This is a genomic window from Sphingobacterium sp. MAE, from assembly GCF_056711605.1.
Window position 1 is genome coordinate 563335 of record NZ_CM160044.1, and the last position, 19349, is coordinate 582683.

The window sequence follows — 19349 nt, forward strand, 5'->3', positions numbered from 1 at the left end:
ATCAAATAATAAAAAAGCCGGACGATATACTCGTCCGGCTACAAAGTTAATTAAAAATATTCTAAAAGAATTTCACGCGATTGTCAGTGATTTCTGATTTATCTTGAAGCGCTTTGAAAATAGAAGCCCATGAACGTTGAATTTTTGAAGCTAATATTTGTTTTTTCTGTGCATTTAAGTCAGGAATAGCTGCAGGATTAACAAAACCATTTACTTGAACAGCATACACCCCTTGTGCTCCTTCAATTGCTTTAGAAGGTTTATTCGGCTGTAAACCAAATACGGTACCCACTACTTTATTTTCCAAAGATACACCAGGGATTACAGGATTTGCCAAAACGATATTCTCAACTGCTACTGGAGTTTTACCTAATTTTTGACCTACTTGATCAAGCGAAGCGGCACCACTTAATGCAGCATTCATTTTCTCTGTCAATAATTTTGCTTTAACAGCATTCTTAACAGCAGGCTCAATATCTTTTTTCACAGCTGTCAACGGTAAAACACCTTTAGGTTGAACATCCACAAGATGTGCTAAGATATAAGATTGTTCTGTTTCGAAAACGCGATCCGAGATCTCTCCTTTTTTAGCGTCGAAAGCCCATTTGATCAATTCTCTAGGAGCTTCATTGCCATCCAATGTATTATCCATAGCTAATACACGAGAAGCTGTTGCTGCTTTTAAACCTAATTTTTGAGCTTCTTGAGCGAAGTTCTGTGCTGTAGCAACGGTTAAGAAGGCATTCGCTTTGCTATGTGCATTGCTTAATGTCTCTTTACCACTAATGATTGCTTTATCTACGATGGCAGCTTTAACATATTTTGCAGAACCAATTTGATTTTCGATTTTGATGATATGCACACCATATTGTGATTCCACTACTTTGATATCACCCGTTTTTCCATTGAAAACTGCATTATCAAAAACAGGGACCATACGACCACGTGCAAAAGTTCCTAATTCTCCACCATTAATTTTACTGCCCTCGTCAGTACTAAATTGAACAGCTAGTGAAGCGAAGCTCTCCCCTTTAGCCAACAAACCTTTGATCGAGTCAGCTTTTGCTAATGCTTTCTGAACACCACCTTCTGCAGTTGCATTTAATAGGATGTGGCTCGCTTTTACTGAATCAGGACCTACGGTTGTTTGAGTTACTTTTGCAATTTCAAATAAACCATTAGACTCATAAGGACCTACTATTGTTCCAGCAGGAACATTGAAAAGCACAGAGTCTAAAGCAGGACTTAATTGACCTTTCTTAACAAAAGTATATGGGTATTTATTGTCGGAGTTGATAGAAGCAAATAAGGAATCGTTAGTAGAAGTCGCTAATTCTGTTTTTAACTTGTTGATTGTCTCTTTTGCAAAGTTGATGTCTTTAGCTGTTGGACGAGCATCTACAACAACGTATTCTACAGTGCGCGTTTCTTCTTGATTTTTAAATGAGTTTTTATGCTCATCGTAATACGCTTGGTAATCGGCATCTGTGATTTTGATTTCACTATCTTTAACCGATGCATAATCCAATAATACGTATTTGAAATTTGCTAATTTGTTACGTTGTTGGTATTCATCGTTAGCTTCTAATGAAGTAACATACACACTATTATTTAATAAACTTGTGTATTTGTTGTTCAAACGTTCTTCTTTAACAGCAGCTAATAACATTTCCCATTGTTGAGCAGCTTGAGCATTGCCTGAGCTGTTCACTTGTGAGATGAATGTGACAAGCTGGTTACGATTAAATTGACCTGTTTGTGGATCTGTAAAAGCTTGAACGATTTGATTCGAAGGATTTTGACCTGTTACCAAATCATTTAATTCATTTTTACCAACCTCTAAACCGATTTTTTCGATTTCACCTTTTAGGATTTCTTTTTGCAACAATTGATTCCATACCTGTTGTACAGCGTATGATTTCATTTGAGGAGTCAAGTTTCCACCCATTTGTTGTTTAAACATTTCAGCTGTTTGATCAACTTGTTGGTTGAATTCTTGTACATCGATTTTCTCTCCGTTTATTTCTCCTACGCGATTTTGGTTTTTAGCCCAAAACGGAGTTCCAGATTTGACAACATCTCCTAATAAAAATGCTAGAATTGCCACAGCCATAGCTCCTGTTAATATGAAACCAGCTCGGTTGCGCAAAAAGCTCATTAATCCCATAGTCTGTTTATTGTGTTTATTATTGTTTAAATACTTGTTAATACCATTATTTAGGAAATAGTATGCCTAAATGCGGTGCAAGATACAATTTTTATAAAAAAAAGAGTAATAATTTCTGATTAAGCGAAACTTATTTCATTCAAATTTGTTTTGAACGGTTTCTACTGACCAAATGAGGGAAACATACTATTGTCTTTTACGATCATCACTCCGGTCGAATTTTGAATATTTATTTTCTTAAAATCCTTATCTGAAGTGAATGAAGAGCCTTGTAGATTTCCTCTATTGTCTTTGAAATAGGCTGTTATAGGCATATGATTATAAAAGGATTCATGAGCTTCGTCGTATACGATTTCATCCGTTTTGATAATTGATCCATCAGCCATGGTTACCACAACATTCTTTTTAAAAGTTGTGGTCTTTGCAGCTTCGTGCTGAATGGCATAATCCGAGGTGATCCGTTGCGTCTCGCGTACATCCTTATCGTAGAATATGATTTTTATTCCCTGCGGGAACTCATAGACCTGTGTACTATCGTGTTTGATCCGCATTTCGGGGGCACTCATTTCTGCTTTTACGACAGAAGAATCACTGTAGATCACATTGACATGACGAGAAATATCCACGGCCTCTTCTTTTTTAAGATTGGCAATGCGGTCCACTTCCTTAAGATCGGGTTCACATGCCGTAAAGAATATTGCCCCTACTGCAAGAAGGAGCAGTAGAGGCAATGTATCATGCTTTTTTGAGGCAATTGTATGCGTTGCCATAACGATATCTTGATTAATCAATTGAATTCTTTCTAAACCAACGGTCATTCAAGGTAAAACCAACATTTAAGTTTACGTATCTTTCTCTGATCAAGCTGTTGTTGATAGTACCCATCTGTCCCAATTCTGCCGAGATATTAATTTTAGAAAAAGCCCCTGAATATGGGTTTCTTGCTAAAGGAAGGCCGACACCAAAGGTGATCGCCATATCATTGATATCCTGTTTATTGATATAATATTGTGTTTTATTATAACGGAAACCGATACGATAATCCATCAAGTTGGTATATTTAAATGAAGTTGGATCGGGTGTGATCTGTCCACCAATAGCAAAACCATAGTTTGTTTTTAGGTTTGCTTCATCTTTTCTGACTTGAAACTTAGACCAATCCGCATATTTAAATTCAGCACCAACTAACCAACGGTTCGTTTTTGCAAATGTAATCCCGACATTGTGTTTCAAAGGAAGGTTTAGATCCCTTCTCACGCGATCTGTCTTATAAATAGTATCTAGTGCAATATTGGAGTCATCGCTATTTGCCGAAGGAGCTATACGAGTGGTATAAGATGTCGTACGGTCATGGATAGCATTGTTAAGTGATCCGGAGTAACCGATCGTCAAAGAGTACTCTTTTTTAATGGTTGCATAATACTGTGCACCATAGTCAAAACTCATACCTTGAATCTCACGTTTATCTTGCTGCTGTACATTTAGCGCACCATAATTGTACGGGAATTCTGTTCGCCTAAAATCATTTAATGTTCCGAATAAATAAGAAATATTGGCACCCACGCTCAAGTTTTTCGTCACATTAACACCATATCCGAAATATGCTTTTGTAAGACCACCTTCTCCTGTGAATACTTTTCTATAATTGATGGAGTCTAATTTTTGTACGCTGTTCGAGTTGTATCCCAGATCAGAATAAGGTAAAATACCCATACTAATACCACCCGCTTTTTTCATTGGAAAAGTCATGGTGATATGACTGAAAGCAAAATCTGCGGTATTATCAGTCTTGTTACTACTGCTCAATTGCGTAAAGTTGCCATATAATCCGGCATCGAAAGTACTGAACTGAGCTGCAGAGTAAGAAGCTGGATTGCTTGGATTGGTATTGTAAACTGATCCAAAATAACGAATAGCAGTTGATAAACCACCCATAGCACGTTGCTGTGGAAGTAGATCTTCACGCATTTGGCCAAAGCCAAACTGTGAATAGGGAGATGCAGACGTCGACTTCTGCGCAAATGCTGCTGACGAGCTGTATAATAAGCCTAAAGTCAATAACACTTGAGGTACTTTATTTGTAATGGAGCTTAAAAAGCGTTTCTGCATGATTATAGATTAAAGTTGCGAAACTTATATTTTATTTAAATGATATTAATTTTTTGTGTTCAAAGATTCTAAATATATGCGAAAAGACCGTAATAATGGGTCAAAAATCGAATCCAATTTATAATTTATGATGATCTTCTCAGCATACAAAACTATTTAATTTTTGCGACCTTGTAGAGTTGATTTTGTTAAAAAAGGTTAAACTACTGATTCCTAAAATTTTAGAAAAACTGAAAATACAAGATTGTTAAAATAATGATCGCATATACACTCTCAAAAACCCACTTCTTCTTCGCATGTGTGAAATAGTAAGCCATATAAATCGCTAAAGGTGGAGCACATAATAGAAAATGCGTTTCTGTTATTTGCTTGTTCCAATAGAATGAACCTAAGGCTAGTATTAACATAAAAAATAAGAGCTGAAATGATTTACGAATATGGACAACACTCTTGAAAAAATTATCTTTTAGAATGAATAGAAAAAGAATCAGGTTAAATAGAATGGGAATCAACACAAAATAATCATGGATTTCCATTTGAACGGTTGTCGGAAATGTCTTGGTCAAGGGGAGCCAGATGCTATAAAAGTCCTGTATTCTTCCTAACCACAGATAAATCACCGCAAGAATAAAATAAATGGTAGCAAAACCTAATAAAGGTGAGACCCACTCTCGCCAATTGAACGGTCTGAATATGATCAGACTGATCCACAGCAAGAGAAACATAATAATGAATGGGAAATAAATTAAGCTTCCGATTGCTACGATCATACCCAGATCAAACATGAGTGCTTTAATATCTTGTTGGCGGTATAAGCTCAATAATTTGCTTAACATCCACACGGAAATGAAATTACAGATTAGCGTAGGGGATATGACCAGGAAAGGTAAAAATAAACTGGCCAGAGTCAAGTACATAAGAGCCACCAAAAAACTAGGTTTACCCAACAAGTTGAAATGGCCGATGATACGATTGAGTATGGTCGCCTGAATAATTGTCAAACCTAATGTGACCAGCACATTCATTTGAGGAGATAGGGCATTGATCCCATCTTTCCCTAATAAATTGCCCAAAGCGGGTTCAAATAGAATAGGAGTAAGTTTTTCAGGTAGGTGAATGAATACGCCAAAGCATAAGAAAAACCCGATAAGGATAAGAAGAACAATATTAATGGGTGTGTATTTCCTAAATTGACTGATAATCATGTATACCCTTTTTCATTTATTACCTACAATATTACTATTTTAATTTCGAATTGGTATTGTAATAACCAACAATGCCATCATATTTTTCCTATGATAGCATTGCTTAAAACATCTTAAATGGCAATTATTTCTGATCTTGTTTCTTCTCCAATTTTGTTATTTTTCTATCCAAGATAAACAAATAACTAGCCACTCCTAAAAATAGAACGAGCATAACCAAAACAACCACATATATTTTACCTGAACTTCTTAGCCCAGTAGCCATATCAATATCGCTTTGCGCAAATATATTCAATGTTGACATTAAAACTAAAGCGATTGACAGTGATAACTTTTTCATATCCAGTGTAATAAATTTTAAAAAACTAATTAATTTCATTTTGTTTGCTCTCGATGAGGCGCATGCGGTAGCGCAAGGAAAGCATCCATGTACCGATCAAAATCCAACCAATAACAGCTGTGTAAAATACTGGTCGTAATTGGTTGTTCATATCTAGGGTGCTAAAAGCGTTGTTTCCTCCACTTCCAGGATGTAAAGAATCGGTCAATTTTGGTAGTACATAAAGTAATACGACCATAATCGGGAAAGAGAAAATATTATAAACAGCAGATATTTTTGCTCTTTTTTGTTCCTCTTCAAGGGCATTTCTTAATACCAGATAGGCCAAATACATTAGTGTCGCAATCGCTGCCCCATTGAGTTGAGGGTCATTGGGCCAAGGATCTCCCCATGTTATATTAGCCCAGAGCATACCGGTAGCCAAACCCATAAAACAAAAGGTAATACCTGTATTGACGGCTTCTACAGCCATGAAATCATACTCTTGCTTACCCGTATTCAGGTATTTGATGCTGTATATAACAGATATTAAATATAGAAATAGCATCGCGAACCACATTGGGACATGGAAATAAACATTTCGGATGGTTTCATGAAGAAGGAATAAAGCAGGTACCGGACCAAGCAGCCCTGCAATGATGACTAAGGAAATTAAGACTACTGCCAAAATTTTCCACCAACTTTTTCTCATTATAATGAATATTTAAAAATTGTAATTGTGAAATTAATCACGCCAAAGGTAAGGAAATAACAATAAAGAAACAGTTATTGTGATGATATTAATTGCAATTAAAACGACGATTTCATTTATACTTTGTGCCCGATCTATTCCTTGCATGGCATTTTGTGACAGCTTAATCAATACAATTAATAAAGGGATGATCACGGGAAAACTTAAGATGGCCATCAGTGTACTATTGTTGCCCGCTTTTGACGTTATGCCAGATACCATCGTGAAAACCGAAGCAAAACTAATGCTGCCGAGGATAACCGTAAAAAAATACAAGGAAGGATCTCCTAAAGGATTTCGGAAAATAATGGAATACGTTACAAATGCTATTATAGCTAAAAACGCCATTAAGCACATGTTGTAGAAAATCTTAGAAAGAATGATTGCTCTGGGGTTTACGATGGAATAATAATAGAGCTGGCGTTGTTGGCTTTCTTGGATAAAGCTTTTATTTATTGCATTGACAGATGCAAATAACATAATGATCCAAAAGAGTGCATTCCATATGGTAGCATCTACAGATTTGAATGCTTGGTAGCAAACAAATACTGTAGATATTACATATAGTAAAATGCTATTGATGGCATATTTAGACCGCCATTCTAGAATAGCATCTTTATAGACTAAAGTTTTTACCTGTTGTAGTAAATTCATACAGCACAAAGATACAAATGAATTGTAATATGCTGAGTGAATAGTGCAACGGGGAAGTAAATTTAAAAAGTATTATGCTTTATCAACTTTGCTTTTTGCTGCATCAACAGCATCATCAACGTGATCAGCTAATTTATGCGCCGCTCCATTGGTATTGTTCAACGCTTCTTTGCCTGCTTCTTTAGCTTTATATTTTAAAGCATCAAATTCATCAGAAGCTTTATCTTTTAATGATCCCAAACCTTCTGTAGCTTTGTTTTTTAAAGCATGTAATTCTTCAGAAGCCTGATTTGCTAATTTACGTGCTCTCTTTGCTTCTCTCTTTGATACGTCTTTTAAAGAACGAGTTAGATCTTTAATACCGTCATTAGCACGACTTAATTGTTTTTTACCGTCATCAGTACCTAATAAATACCATGCTGCAGCACCTGCTGCTAAACCTACTAACGCAAATGCTACTAATCCATTTTTATTTTTCATATCGCTCATATTTTATATTCTCTAATGTAGTTCATTCAACTATGATACCAAATAAACAGCTGAGTAAGAGAAAAGTTTTGAGAGTGATACTTAATTAACAAATTTTTACATTTGAACCTTTTGTTTTGACTGCAAGGAGTATAGATGATGGTAGAGCCCACTGCCTTTGCTCATCAGTTCGATATGATTACCCGATTCAGATACGGTACCATTCTCGATCACCATAATTTGATCAGAGTCTACAATTGTAGACAGTCGATGTGCGATTATAATTGAAGTTCTGCCTTTCATCAGTTCTTCCAATGCCATCTGAACTTGTCTCTCAGATTCAGAATCCAGTGATGAAGTTGCTTCATCTAAGATTAATATGGCTGGATCTTTTAATAAAGCACGGGCAATAGCGATACGTTGGCGTTGACCACCAGATAATTTGACGCCTCTTTCACCAACCAGTGTATCATAGCCCTCGGGAAAGTTCATGATGAACTCGTGGGCATTAGCTCGTTTTGAAGCAGTAATAATATGATCTGCTTCGGCATCCAATCGGCCATAAGCAATATTTTCACGAATGGTGCCTCCAAAAAGAAGAACGTCTTGAGGTACAATAGCGACTTGATTGCGGATGTCGGTCAGTAAATATTCTTCACTGCTCATGCCATCATAAAGTATTTCGCCGCCATCGGGCTTATAAAACTGCAACACCAAAGAAGCTATGGTCGACTTTCCGATACCACTTGGACCGACGATAGCAATCTTTTGTCCCGCTTTAGCATGAAAAGTGATATTTTTTAAAATTTTAATATCTGGTCTACTTGGATAAGAAAAGGATACATTATTGAATGTCAGGTCACCATGAAAGTGTTTTCTGATTTCCTTAGAAGTTTCATCAATCGTGATGGGCTCTTGTTCCTCACTTAAGATTTCCAAAACGCGTTCACTGGAGCCCAAAGCTTTTTGAATATTGGCGTATAGCTCTGGAAAACTTCCCATCGAACCGGCAACAAACATCGAATATAAGATATAAGTGGTCAGATCTCCAACAGACATTTCTCCCAGAAACACGAGCGTCGAACCATACCAAATGACGGCAATGACAGCTCCAAATATGCAGAAGATGATAAAAGAAGCAAATGCGCCACGGTAAGTCGCCCCTCGCACTGCTAATTTGACAACTGCGTCGAGCTTATTTGAATAACGCTTGGTCTCATAATATTCATTTACAAAAGCTTTAACATTGCTAATACCCTGTAAGGTCTCTTGAACGATGGTATTTGATTCTGCTAATTTATCTTGAGCTTGACGGGAGAGATTACGGATAAATTTACCAAAAACGATGGCTGTAACAACGAGTATCGGCAGTATACAAAGATTCATTAAAGCCAATTTTGGCGACACAAAAACCAATAAAGCTACGCCAAATGATAAACTGATGCATTGTCTCAAGATTTCAGCTAATGTAGTGGTCATGGTATCCTGTATCTGTGCTAAATCTGCAGACAGTCTACTGTTTAGTTCTCCAACGCGCCTATTTGCAAAAAACTCCATCGGAAGAGACATTAATTTTTGGTAAGAATCTCGACGTATACAAGCAAGAGATTTTTCTGCTATTTCAACAAAAATGCGAATTCTAAAAAAGGATACGATTGAAGTAAAGGTGAGGATGGCGAAAGCGATAGAGCCGATTTCGAATACGTTTGCAGGGAGCCATTTATAGGTTTGTCTTCCTTCCGCGGCGTCGATCATAGCACCCAAAAGTGCTGGGAACGTCAGCATAGCTAAACTAGAAAGAGCTAAAAAAAGCATACCTAACAAAAACTTCGTTCTAAAAGGTTTTAGATATGAAAGAATTTGTGCCGCTTTTTTAAATAATTCCTTATTAAGTTTCGGTTTTGGTAGTTCTTCTTCTTGTTTATTTCCGCTGTTAAATCCTCTTGCCATAGACCATCAATTTAATATTGAGACCTGCAAAAATAAGCACTCTAGGTCAATCACTTATCATCCTTTAGTAATTTTTTGGTTTTGATACAGCAAATAACCCAGTACAGCTATGATACCTAGGGCGATATATAGAAAAATATTTGTGCTTTTATCGCTGGAATCTATGTTATCACGTTCTTTTTTGAGCTTTTCGTTCTCTTTTTGCAGTTTGTTGATGGTCGCCATATAGGCTGAAACCTGCTTATCATATTCCGAAGCTAAGTTTTGAAATTTTTGTTTTTCATCATCTTTGATGCTGATAAGCCTGCGTGTTTCAAGAAAGATATTATTGTCGGTGATGACGATATTTTTTAAAATATCGATGGTCTTCTGCATATCATCTTTTGATTTAAACAGTCCAAATATTCCTGTTTTCTTCTCCAAACTCATATCATATTCTCCAAATTTTACCTTTCGGTCTTCAATGAGCTTATTGACACGCATTCGTTGTGCTTCAAAGGAAGTGGAGTCTGCATTTTGAGCAGAGGCAGATAAGCTTATTAAAAAGAGAAAAAGAACAGAAAGTCGCTTTAATGACTGCATATTAAGATATTTTTAAAACCTTCGTGTAAGACAGATGAATCGTGAAAAAGTTTAATAATCCATGGAGCAACTAATTGTGAAATTCGATCCGGATGATATGTGACTCATCGTCAAACAAGCCCAATAGTTGACTTGCATTGGCTTTATTCATGGCGATTTCCAAAAAATTGCTAATTCCAAACAAGCATAGCTTTTCTCCTTCGGTTACTTCATTATAATTCCAAGAAAGATTGGTGATGGTTTCACTTCTTTTAAAATATAAGGTGAAACTTCTTCCTTTTTGAACCCGATTGAAAAGTTCTTTAGAGATATTTGTGATTGCGTTTCCAAATGCATCTACATAAACGACATTGCCACGAATCGTGTCGTTGTCGAATATCGGTTGTAAGGTCACTTTTTCTACTGTTTGGTCAATGCTATTGCCAATGTCAGTCAATTTACCTCCTTTTGCGATATGGCAGGCCGATTTGGTCAATATATCCGCCAGCGGGAAATGCAGGTATCGAAGATCCTGAATCAGGTTTATTTCGACAAGCTCCTGAGGTTGTTCTCCATTTAAAAGCAAGCTGAATATCCCATTATCAGCTCCGACAAAGAAATGATCGTTATAGCGCATTGCTACGTAGCGCGAGCCTTCGTGAAATAATGTGTTTATCCCGATAATGTGAACCGTTTTTTTTGGGAAATAATGATAGGCGTTAGCCAATACAAATGCCGCTCTCGGAATATTGAAGGCAGGTATTTCATGCGTAATATCAACAATTCGGACATCGGGGAGTTCCGATATCAAACTGCCTTTTAATGCTGCCTGATAGAAATCTTTATGTCCTAAATCTGTTGTTAATGTAATAACTCCCATTCTTGTTTATTTCCCTTTATGATATACCCTGTATTTCTTTTTGTTATGGATTTAATCTATCAACCAAAACCTCAAAATTAATGTAAAATTAACTCAAAAAAAAGAAAAGGTACACAAAAGTACGTAATGTCTTCTGATAAAAATAAATACAATCATCATATTCCATACGCTCCGATTACGAACTGACTTTTTAATCTTGATAGCCACCAATATAAAAATAAATAATGAACTCTTTTTTTTATTTTTATTGTATATTCTGCTGTCAGAATTCATATTAATACTGTATTTTTGAATATTGGTTGATGGTTGTTAATATGTTACCATTACGGAAATAATTCACCTTAAATTGAATGATTTGAACGAATTGCAAATTACATTGGATGATGTCAATCTAGCGATACTTTGGGGTGCTCAAAATGAGCACTTTGACTATATAAAAAAGCAATATCCCAAATTGAGAATTGTCGCTAGAGGCAATGAAATGAAAGTGCTGGGTGATGAAAAACAACTCGAATCTTTTAAAAATTCCTTTGACGATGTTATCAGCCATTTGGAAAAGTACAACAAACTTTCTTTGATGGATTTGGAAAATTTGATGCAGGCAGCCTCTGGGTCTGCAGAACAAGAGGAAAAGTTGTTAGCAGAAAAAGCGGCCTCGATCGGTGCGGAACCTATCGTATATGGTCCAAATGGGATTATCGTCCGTGCCCGTACACCAAATCAAAGAAAGATGGTGGATAGCATTTCTAAAAGTGATATCCTATTTGCAATTGGTCCTGCAGGTACAGGCAAGACTTATACAGCTGTGGCCTTAGCTGTCCGTGCGTTGCGCAACAAAGAAATCAAACGTATCATCCTAACACGACCGGCGGTAGAAGCTGGTGAAAATTTAGGATTTCTACCTGGAGATTTGAAGGAAAAAGTGGATCCCTATCTTCGTCCATTGTATGACGCACTCGACGATATGATTCCTCCTGAAAAATTGAAAGGATATTTGGAAAATAGAACAATTGAAGTTGCCCCATTGGCATTTATGCGTGGGCGTACTTTGGACAACTGTTTTGTGATCCTGGATGAGGCTCAAAATGCGACAGATATGCAATTGAAAATGTTTTTGACCCGAATGGGGCCAACTGCAAAATTTATTGTCACTGGCGATGTAACGCAAATTGATTTACCGAGAAAAAACCAATCTGGACTAGCAACAGCTGTCAGGTTGCTGGATAATATTGAAGGAATCGATATTGTTCATTTAAGTGGAGCAGATGTCGTACGTCATAAATTGGTAAAACGTATTTTAGAAGCATACGGAGATATTTAATAGTCAATAATAAAATGGAGATAGTGAAAGACTATCCACTCATAATATGAACGCAATACAAGAAACAAATTTTAATTTCGAAAATCAAACCGCTTTTTATAGAGGTAAAGTACGTGATGTGTACACCATTGCACATGAATATTTGGCGATGGTTGCTTCCGACCGTATATCGGCATTTGATGTCGTGTTGCCAAGGCCTATTCCTTACAAGGGTCAGGTCTTGAACCAAATCGCAGCTAAATTTTTGAAAGCAACTGAAGATATTATTCCAAATTGGGTAGTTTCTGTTCCAGATCCAAGTGTGACTATTGGTCGCATGTGTGAGCCGTTTAAAGTAGAGATGGTGATTCGCGGCTATTTATCGGGGCATGCGTGGCGTGAGTACAGTGCGGGTAAGCGTTCCGTATGTGGTGAATCATTGCCAGAAGGGCTGAAAGAAAATGATAAATTACCTGAACCTATTATCACTCCGACTACCAAAGCTGCTGTAGGTCACGATGAGGATATTTCAAGAGACGCTATTTTAGCTCAAGGAATCGTTAGCGAAGCGGACTATATCCAGTTGGAAAAATATACAAAAGCGTTATTTCAACGTGGTACAGAAATCGCAGCGGAAAGAGGATTGATCTTGGTCGATACGAAATATGAATTTGGAAAAAAAGATGGCGAAATCATCTTGATTGACGAAATTCATACACCAGACTCTTCACGTTATTTTTATGCAGAAGGTTATGCCGAACGTCAAGAAAGTGGTGAACCGCAAAAACAGTTGTCCAAAGAATTTGTTCGTAAATGGTTAATTGAAAATGGATTTCAAGGTAAAGATGGACAACAAGTGCCGGAGATGACAGATGAAATAATAAAATCAATTTCTGAACGATATATCGAACTTTATGAGCATATTGTAGGCGAAAAGTTTGTCTATCCAAATGAGGAAGACGTTTTAAACCGTGTTGAACGTCATGTTGCACAGGCTTTAAAACAATTAAAGTATTAATTGAAAGAATCTAAATTATGAAATATACGATTGATAAGCATGACCGTTATATTGTGATAGAACCGCTTTGTGATAACCTTGATGCAGAAAAAGCCGTAAAACTGAAAGGTGAATTTCTGCTGAGAAATACGGTTGGTCAGCGTAATATCATTTTAGATCTATCCAATGTGCGAAAAATAGATGAAAGCAGTATTCGTCTAGCGCTATTGGCGAATCGCCTTTGTGATTCAAGTGGTGGACTTTTTATTCTTGCAAATTTAGACTCTGAAGTTCTCGATGTATTGGAAATGACACATTTGCAAACCCGATTTATCATTGTTAATTCGGTTAAGGATGCCGAAGATCGTGTTTTTGCACATGAGTTAGAACTGGATTATAGAGGCGAGAAAGAAAAGTAATATGCGATTTGAAGTTTTGATTTTAGGTAATAGCTCCGCTACGCCTATGTACGATAGGCATCCAACAAGTCAAGTCATAAACTTCAATGAACAATTGTTTTTAGTTGATTGTGGAGAAGGTACTCAGATGCAATTGACGCGCTATGGAATTAAAAGCAATAAGATTAATCATATTTTTATCAGTCACTTGCATGGGGATCACTATCTCGGTTTAGTCGGGCTATTGTCCTCCATGCACCTGATAGGACGCAAGAGTGATCTTCATTTATATGGGCCAAAGGGTCTAGATGAGATTCTTGCAGTCCAATTCAAATACTCGGAGACTATACTTCGTTACGATCTGATCTTTCATGAAACTTCGGCTGAAGAACCGCAGGTAATTTTTGAAAATCGATCCATTAAAGTAAGCACTTTTCCGCTGACACACCGTATTGCATGTACGGGATTTCGTTTTGATGAAGGACCGCGTTCGCGGCACCTTCTCGTAGAGGAGATCGAAAAAGCAAAAATACCGGTAGCCTATTATCAATTGTTAAAGAATGGAGTAGACTATGTCCGTGAAGATGGACAGGTATTCAAAGCTGATGCTTTTACTTTACCAGCACCATTATCCAGAAGTTATGTATATTGTTCTGACACCGTTCGTACAGCGAACTACCTGCCTTATATTCAGCATGCGACATTGATTTATCACGAATCTACCTTTCTCCATGAAATGGTTGATCGCGCAAAGGAAACATTTCACACCACGGCTTTAGAGGCAGGAGAAATTGCAAAAGAAGTACATGCCAGTAAATTGTTACTCGGGCATTATTCTGCACGATATAAAGATTTACAACCCTTATTAGTAGAAGCGCAATCCATATTCCCGGATACCATGTTATCTCAAGAAGGAAAATGGTTTAGCGTATAATGATATCGGTCGATTTTCTTTTTATTAAAAAAACTCAAAAACCTAGGGGAAACTGGTCGTCACAGCACCTATTAGAAGATACATTAAAGAGCTATGCTACCGAATAATTTTGCTTACATCCGCAAATATGATTGTGTATCTAAGCAAATTTATCTAAGTTTACGATTTAAAATTTAATAAATTAATGGATACTCCATTCAACTTAACGAAACTATTACGGGAAAATATTAAAAATCTCGTACCTTATTCTTCTGCTAGAGATGAATTCAAGGGGGAAGCATCAATATTAATTGATGCCAATGAAAACGCTTTTGGTTCTCCTTTAGCGCATAACTACAACCGTTATCCAGATCCTCTTCAACATCAAGTAAAGCATAAGTTGTCACAGATCAAAGGTGTTCCTGCAGCGAATATGTTTTTAGGTAATGGAAGTGATGAAGCCATCGATATCCTGTTTCGTGCATTCTGTAATCCGGGGATCGATAATGTGATTTTAGTGCCACCTACATATGGTATGTATGAGGTCTCAGCTAACATCAACGATGTTGCTTTTCGCAAGGTCAATTTGACACCTGATTATCAATTAGATCTTCCAGCGATAGCAGATGCAATTGATGAACATACTAAATTGATTTTTATTTGTTCACCAAATAATCCTACAGGAAACAGTATCAACCGTCATGATATCGAAACGGTCTTGAATAATTTTGATGGTTTGGTTGTAGTGGATGAGGCATATATCAATTTCTCTCCAATAAAATCATTCACTCAAGAACTTGCTGAATATCAAAATTTGGTTGTTTTGCAAACACTTTCGAAAGCTTGGGGACTAGCTGCTTTACGTTTGGGAATGGCTTTTGCCAGTTCCGAAATTATAGCGGTATTCAATAAAATAAAGCCACCTTATAACATTAATCAAGCGACACAAGACATCGTACTAGAAGCGTTGGAACATGTCGATCAAGTCAATGGCTGGATCAAGCAAACCGTTGAAGAGCGCGAGAAATTGATGCAAGCTTTGCAGCAACTTGAAATGGTGCAACATATCACCCCTTCAGATGCAAATTTTATTTTAGTAAAAATGAACGATCCAAGAGGTGTTTACACGCATTTGGTGGAGCGCGGTATTATTGTTCGTGACCGTTCGAAGGTAGAACTGTGTGCAGGGTGTCTGCGCATTACCATTGGCACACCAGAAGAAAACCAAATATTATTAGAAAAATTAACCACATTCAATATTTAAAATAATGCCTAATCAGCTCAAACGTGTATTGTTTATCGACCGTGATGGTACTTTAATTTTGGAACCAGAGGATCAACAAATTGATTCTTTTGCTAAACTTAAGTTTTACCCTGGTGCATTGCAATACCTTCCACGCATCGCGAAAGAATTAGATTTCGAATTAGTATTAGTATCCAATCAAGATGGTCTAGGTACTGAAGTGCATACAGAGGAAAATTTTTGGCCTGTCCATCAATTTATTATAGACACATTTGCAGCAGAAGGAGTTGTTTTTTCGAAAGAACATATCGATCGCACATTTCCTCATGAAAATGCGGCAACGCGTAAACCTGGTATTGGCATGCTCTTGGATTATTTTGATCCTTCAAAGTACAATTTAGCGCAGTCTTTTGTTATTGGTGATCGTGTAAATGATGTGAAATTGGCTCAAAATTTAGGTGCCAAAGCCATTTGGTTACGCAATAATGATGATCTTGGTGTTTTGGAAAATGTACTGATCGACAGTGAAACAATAGGTTTGGAAACAACCGATTGGAAGTCTATCTATGAATATTTGAAGTTGGGTACACGTACCGGTGAACATCATCGTAAGACGAATGAAACCGATATTTATATCAAATTGAATTTAGATGGTTCGGGTAAAGCAGATATAGAAACAGGTTTACCTTTTTTTGATCACATGTTAGATCAAATAGCACGTCACGGTGCGATCGATTTGACTGTTAAAGCAAAAGGAGATCTACATATTGATGAGCATCATACCATAGAAGATACAGGTATAGCGTTAGGAGAAATATTTTTGAAGGTATTGGGTGATAAACGCGGTATCGAGCGCTATTCTTACACTTTACCTATGGATGATTGTCTTGCACAAGTCGCACTGGATTTTGGTGGACGTAACTGGATTGTATGGGAAGCTGAATTTAAGCGTGAGAAAATTGGAGATATGCCAACAGAAATGTTTTTCCATTTTTTCAAATCATTCTCCGATGCTTCAAAGTCCAATTTGAATATTAAAGCTGAAGGCGACAATGAGCATCATAAAATAGAAGCGATCTTTAAGGCATTTGCCAAATCAATAAAGAAAGCAGTACGACGTGATGCTGATTATATGGAGCTGCCGAGTACTAAAGGAGTTTTGTAGAAATAGAGGAGAGGGGAATAGTTTAGCTATTGTCTCTTATTGGCGGTCTGGTATCTCAGATCTAAAAACAATAAAAATGATAGGAATTATAAATTACGGAGCTGGTAATATTTTTTCATTGACAGCAGCTTTAGAGCGCGTGGGCCTTACCTATGGTATGGTCAATCAGGAAGAGGAGTTAGATCAGTACGACCGCATCATCATTCCTGGAGTAGGACATGCGGGGGCAGCAATGCAAAAACTTCGTGCTTCTGGATTGGCAGAATGTATTCATACGATTAAAAAACCAGTATTGGGTATTTGTGTGGGAATGCAGTTGCTGACCGATTTTTCAGAGGAAGGAAATGCAGACCTACTCTCCATCATTCCTTTAAAGACTTTGCACTTTGATCAAAAAATTAAAGAGAAAGTTCCCCATATGGGATGGAATAGCGTATCCATTAGAAATGACAATCCATTATTCAGCAATATAGAAGATAATGCTTATTTTTACTTTGTACATTCCTATTTCATTGAATATGATACAGCATACACTGCTGCGATGTGTGCATATGGACTACCATTTTCGGCCGCTATAGCGAAGGACAATTTCTACGGTGTACAATTTCACCCCGAAAAATCCGGAAAAGTAGGGGAGCAGTTATTATTGAATTTTTCAAAATTAAGTTAGCAAATAAAAAAAGTTTACAATGTATATTATACCCGCTATTGACGTATTAGATAAGAAAGTTGTTCGTTTGAGAGAAGGAAACTATAATGACGTCACTACTTATGAGATCAGTTTAGAAGAGCAGATTGAGAAATATCATGCAAATGGTACAGAATTGGTACATATCATTGATCTTAACGGTGCAAAAGGTGATTTTAGTAACCAAGAATATTTATTTGACATCATTCAAAAAACAGAAATGAAAATTCAGTACGGTGGCGGTGTTCGCAGTATTGATAAAGTTAAGGAATTAGTGGATGCTGGTATCTACCGTGTTATTGTAGGTACGCAAGCAATTACTAATCCATCATTTTTGGAAGAGTTGAGTACCTTGAACGAAGGCAAAGTAAAATATGCTGATCATATCGTGATCGCTATTGATGTATTGGACGAGGTGATTAAGTATTCCGGTTGGTTAGAGTCATCTCCGATCAAATTAATTGAGTATATCGATAAATGTCTTGCATTAGGTTTTTATAGATTCTTATGTACTGATATCAGTAAAGATGGTAAATTAGGTGGTGCAGGAGTTGAGTTGTATAAGAAATTATTAGATCACTCCCCAATTATCAAATTAATAGGATCTGGAGGTATTAGTTCTATGGAAGATATTAGCAATTTAAACGCATTGGGAACGATGGAATCTGTTGTGGTTGGTAAAGCAATCTATGAGAATAGGATTACCATTGAAGAAATCAAAGATTGGAATCTGAAATCGTTAATTAACTTCTAAGGATGTTAGCAAAGCGTATAATTCCGTGTCTTGATGTTAAAGATGGTCGAACAGTAAAGGGAGTCAATTTTGTTGACTTACGTGATGCAGGTGACCCTGTTGAATTGGCTTGGCAATATTCCCAACAAGGAGCAGACGAATTGGTCTTTCTAGATATTGCGGCCACACATGAAGGCCGTAAAACAACGATCGATTTGGTGAAAGCAGTGGCTCGTCAAGTTAATATTCCATTTACAATCGGGGGTGGAATTAACGAAATGAAGGATGCTGAGATACTGTTAAATTCTGGTGCTGATAAGATTTCGATCAATTCGGCAGCAGTGCGTAATCCCCAGTTAATTAATGATCTCGCTGCAGCTTTTGGAGCGCAATTTGTTGTTGTCGCAATTGATACGCGGTACCTAGAAGGACAAAATTTTGTTCATTTAAGTGGGGGGCGTATCCAAACAGAACTAAAGACTGAAGATTGGGTTCGCGAAGCGCAAGAGCGGGGTGCAGGTGAAATTTTACTGACATCTATGGACCATGATGGTACAAAAAATGGATTTGATAATGGATTATTGAAAAAAATCAATGATTCGATTACGATTCCTTTAATTGCATCTGGTGGAGCGGGAAATCAACAGCATTTTGTGGATGTATTTCAACAAGCCAATGTTGATGCCGCTTTAGCAGCTTCGGTATTTCATTATGGGGAAATACTGATCCCAGCATTAAAAGATACGCTAAGGAGCAATGGGATTGTGGTAAGATAAGGTGAGCAGGTTAGATAGTTAGGGAAGTTAGATCGTTAGTAGGTTAGAGCGTGAGTGCTATGAAGTTAACCT

General features: G+C 37.0%; 20 protein-coding genes. 9 read left to right on the forward strand and 11 right to left on the reverse strand.

Annotated elements, in window-relative coordinates:
• Positions 1 to 61 precede the first annotated feature (61 nt).
• From AC06G9_RS02440 to AC06G9_RS02490, 11 genes are all read right to left on the reverse strand, one after another.
• Positions 62 to 2167 carry a peptidylprolyl isomerase gene (locus AC06G9_RS02440; protein WP_045755779.1) on the reverse strand — a complete coding sequence of 702 codons (2106 nt, stop codon included), beginning with the start codon at positions 2165 to 2167 and terminating at the stop codon, positions 62 to 64.
• Positions 2168 to 2328: 161 nt separating this feature from the next.
• A complete protein-coding gene (lptC, locus tag AC06G9_RS02445; protein ID WP_045755887.1) occupies positions 2329 to 2937 on the reverse strand; it encodes an LPS export ABC transporter periplasmic protein LptC in 609 nt (202 codons plus the stop codon).
• A gap of 13 nt (positions 2938 to 2950) precedes the next feature.
• Positions 2951 to 4276 (reverse strand): BamG family beta-barrel-assembly machinery protein, encoded by a 1326-nt coding sequence (bamG, locus tag AC06G9_RS02450; protein ID WP_480957463.1) that lies wholly within the window; start codon positions 4274 to 4276, stop codon positions 2951 to 2953.
• Positions 4277 to 4497: 221 nt separating this feature from the next.
• Entirely contained in the window at positions 4498 to 5481 is a 984-nt protein-coding gene (locus AC06G9_RS02455) for a DUF6427 family protein (protein WP_480957464.1), read from the reverse strand.
• 124 nt (positions 5482 to 5605) lie between these two features.
• A complete protein-coding gene (locus AC06G9_RS02460; RefSeq protein WP_045755886.1) occupies positions 5606 to 5821 on the reverse strand; it encodes a CcmD family protein in 216 nt (71 codons plus the stop codon).
• 25 nt (positions 5822 to 5846) lie between these two features.
• Positions 5847 to 6512 (reverse strand): cytochrome c biogenesis protein CcsA, encoded by a 666-nt coding sequence (locus AC06G9_RS02465; RefSeq protein WP_346570165.1) that lies wholly within the window; start codon positions 6510 to 6512, stop codon positions 5847 to 5849.
• 33 nt (positions 6513 to 6545) lie between these two features.
• On the reverse strand, positions 6546 to 7205 hold the full coding sequence (locus AC06G9_RS02470) for a heme exporter protein CcmB (protein WP_480957465.1): 660 nt from the start codon (positions 7203 to 7205) through the stop codon (positions 6546 to 6548).
• 72 nt (positions 7206 to 7277) lie between these two features.
• Entirely contained in the window at positions 7278 to 7685 is a 408-nt protein-coding gene (locus AC06G9_RS02475) for a hypothetical protein (protein WP_045755885.1), read from the reverse strand.
• 105 nt (positions 7686 to 7790) lie between these two features.
• Positions 7791 to 9623: an ABC transporter ATP-binding protein gene (locus AC06G9_RS02480; RefSeq protein WP_248754851.1), complete on the reverse strand. Its 1833-nt coding sequence runs from the start codon at positions 9621 to 9623 to the stop codon at positions 7791 to 7793.
• 57 nt (positions 9624 to 9680) lie between these two features.
• Positions 9681 to 10205: a hypothetical protein gene (locus AC06G9_RS02485; protein ID WP_045755773.1), complete on the reverse strand. Its 525-nt coding sequence runs from the start codon at positions 10203 to 10205 to the stop codon at positions 9681 to 9683.
• A gap of 70 nt (positions 10206 to 10275) precedes the next feature.
• A complete protein-coding gene (locus tag AC06G9_RS02490; RefSeq protein ID WP_045755772.1) occupies positions 10276 to 11064 on the reverse strand; it encodes an SAM hydrolase/SAM-dependent halogenase family protein in 789 nt (262 codons plus the stop codon).
• Between the two features lie 355 nt (positions 11065 to 11419).
• Here AC06G9_RS02490 and AC06G9_RS02495 point away from each other — a divergent pair, with 355 nt between their 5' ends.
• The 9 genes from AC06G9_RS02495 (at position 11420) to hisF (ending at position 19277) form a co-directional block, all read left to right on the forward strand.
• The gene (locus AC06G9_RS02495; protein WP_045755884.1) at positions 11420 to 12385 is read left to right on the forward strand and encodes a PhoH family protein; all 966 of its coding nucleotides are present in this window, start codon (positions 11420 to 11422) and stop codon (positions 12383 to 12385) included.
• 46 nt (positions 12386 to 12431) lie between these two features.
• Complete coding sequence (locus AC06G9_RS02500) at positions 12432 to 13382, forward strand: phosphoribosylaminoimidazolesuccinocarboxamide synthase (RefSeq protein ID WP_045755771.1); 951 nt, start codon at positions 12432 to 12434, stop codon at positions 13380 to 13382.
• Between the two features lie 17 nt (positions 13383 to 13399).
• A complete protein-coding gene (locus AC06G9_RS02505; RefSeq protein WP_045755770.1) occupies positions 13400 to 13780 on the forward strand; it encodes an STAS domain-containing protein in 381 nt (126 codons plus the stop codon).
• Between the two features lies 1 nt (position 13781).
• Complete coding sequence (locus AC06G9_RS02510) at positions 13782 to 14693, forward strand: ribonuclease Z (RefSeq protein WP_045755769.1); 912 nt, start codon at positions 13782 to 13784, stop codon at positions 14691 to 14693.
• Positions 14694 to 14877: 184 nt separating this feature from the next.
• Positions 14878 to 15936 carry a histidinol-phosphate transaminase gene (gene hisC, locus AC06G9_RS02515; RefSeq protein ID WP_480957466.1) on the forward strand — a complete coding sequence of 353 codons (1059 nt, stop codon included), beginning with the start codon at positions 14878 to 14880 and terminating at the stop codon, positions 15934 to 15936.
• A gap of 4 nt (positions 15937 to 15940) precedes the next feature.
• Entirely contained in the window at positions 15941 to 17080 is a 1140-nt protein-coding gene (gene hisB / locus AC06G9_RS02520; RefSeq protein ID WP_045752636.1) for a bifunctional histidinol-phosphatase/imidazoleglycerol-phosphate dehydratase HisB, read from the forward strand.
• A 76-nt stretch (positions 17081 to 17156) separates the two neighbouring features.
• A complete protein-coding gene (gene hisH / locus AC06G9_RS02525; RefSeq protein WP_045752637.1) occupies positions 17157 to 17750 on the forward strand; it encodes an imidazole glycerol phosphate synthase subunit HisH in 594 nt (197 codons plus the stop codon).
• Positions 17751 to 17769: 19 nt separating this feature from the next.
• Positions 17770 to 18522, forward strand: coding sequence for a 1-(5-phosphoribosyl)-5-[(5-phosphoribosylamino)methylideneamino]imidazole-4-carboxamide isomerase (locus AC06G9_RS02530; protein WP_045752638.1), 753 nt, complete (start codon positions 17770 to 17772; stop codon positions 18520 to 18522).
• Positions 18523 to 18524: 2 nt separating this feature from the next.
• Positions 18525 to 19277: an imidazole glycerol phosphate synthase subunit HisF gene (gene hisF / locus AC06G9_RS02535; RefSeq protein WP_248754848.1), complete on the forward strand. Its 753-nt coding sequence runs from the start codon at positions 18525 to 18527 to the stop codon at positions 19275 to 19277.
• Positions 19278 to 19349: the final 72 nt, after the last annotated feature.